Source organism: Kineococcus indalonis, from assembly GCF_009906395.1.
GTDB lineage: Bacteria > Actinomycetota > Actinomycetes > Actinomycetales > Kineococcaceae > Kineococcus > Kineococcus indalonis.
This window is the reverse complement of record NZ_JAAALM010000990.1, coordinates 1-559: the sequence shown is the minus strand read 5'-3', so window position 1 is coordinate 559 and position 559 is coordinate 1. Positions and strand designations below refer to the sequence as shown.

The 559-nt window shown below is 83.2% G+C and carries 1 pseudogene; it reads left to right on the top strand.

Annotation, left to right across the window (positions count from 1 at the left end):
• Window positions 1-272 precede the first annotated feature (272 nt).
• Window positions 273-559 (top strand): annotated as a pseudogene (locus tag GTR00_RS22350) (AAA family ATPase); the annotation flags it as partial.

Here is a 559-nt window from a genome sequence, read left to right as displayed (position 1 = left end):
CGGCACCGGTGGCGCCGGCGGCCCCGGCGGGGTGGGTGGTGCCGCTGCCCGGGCCGCTCCCGGCACCGGCCCCGGTGCAGCCCGCGGACCCGGCCCCGGTGCAGCCCGCGGGCCCGCCGCGCCTGCGCGCGGAGGAGCTGTCCCTGTACCGGCGCCCCGGGTCCGCGCCGCGCGGCTGACGTCGCGCCGGTGCTCGGCCCGCGCGACGCGCTGCCGGCGCGACCGCGGCGGGTCGTCGTGGCGGGCACCTCGGGGGCGGGCAAGACGACGACGTGCGCGCCCTGGCGGCCTCGCCGGCGTGGGTGGCGGAGTGGCAGCACGGGCGGGTGCGCGAGGTGCTCGCGGCGCGCGCGGACCTGCTGGTGCACCTGGACCTGCCGCGCGCGGTGGTGCTGCGGCAGGTGGTGCTGCGCACGTTCCTCACCGACCCCGAGCACGTGGTGCGCCTGCGCAGCCGCGCGCAGGTGCGGGCCTGGCTGGACGGGCCGCGGCGGGCGGCGGCGTCGCGGGGGGCTGAGACGGGCGCAGGCCCCCCACCGGTGGTGGGGGGCCTGCGGGG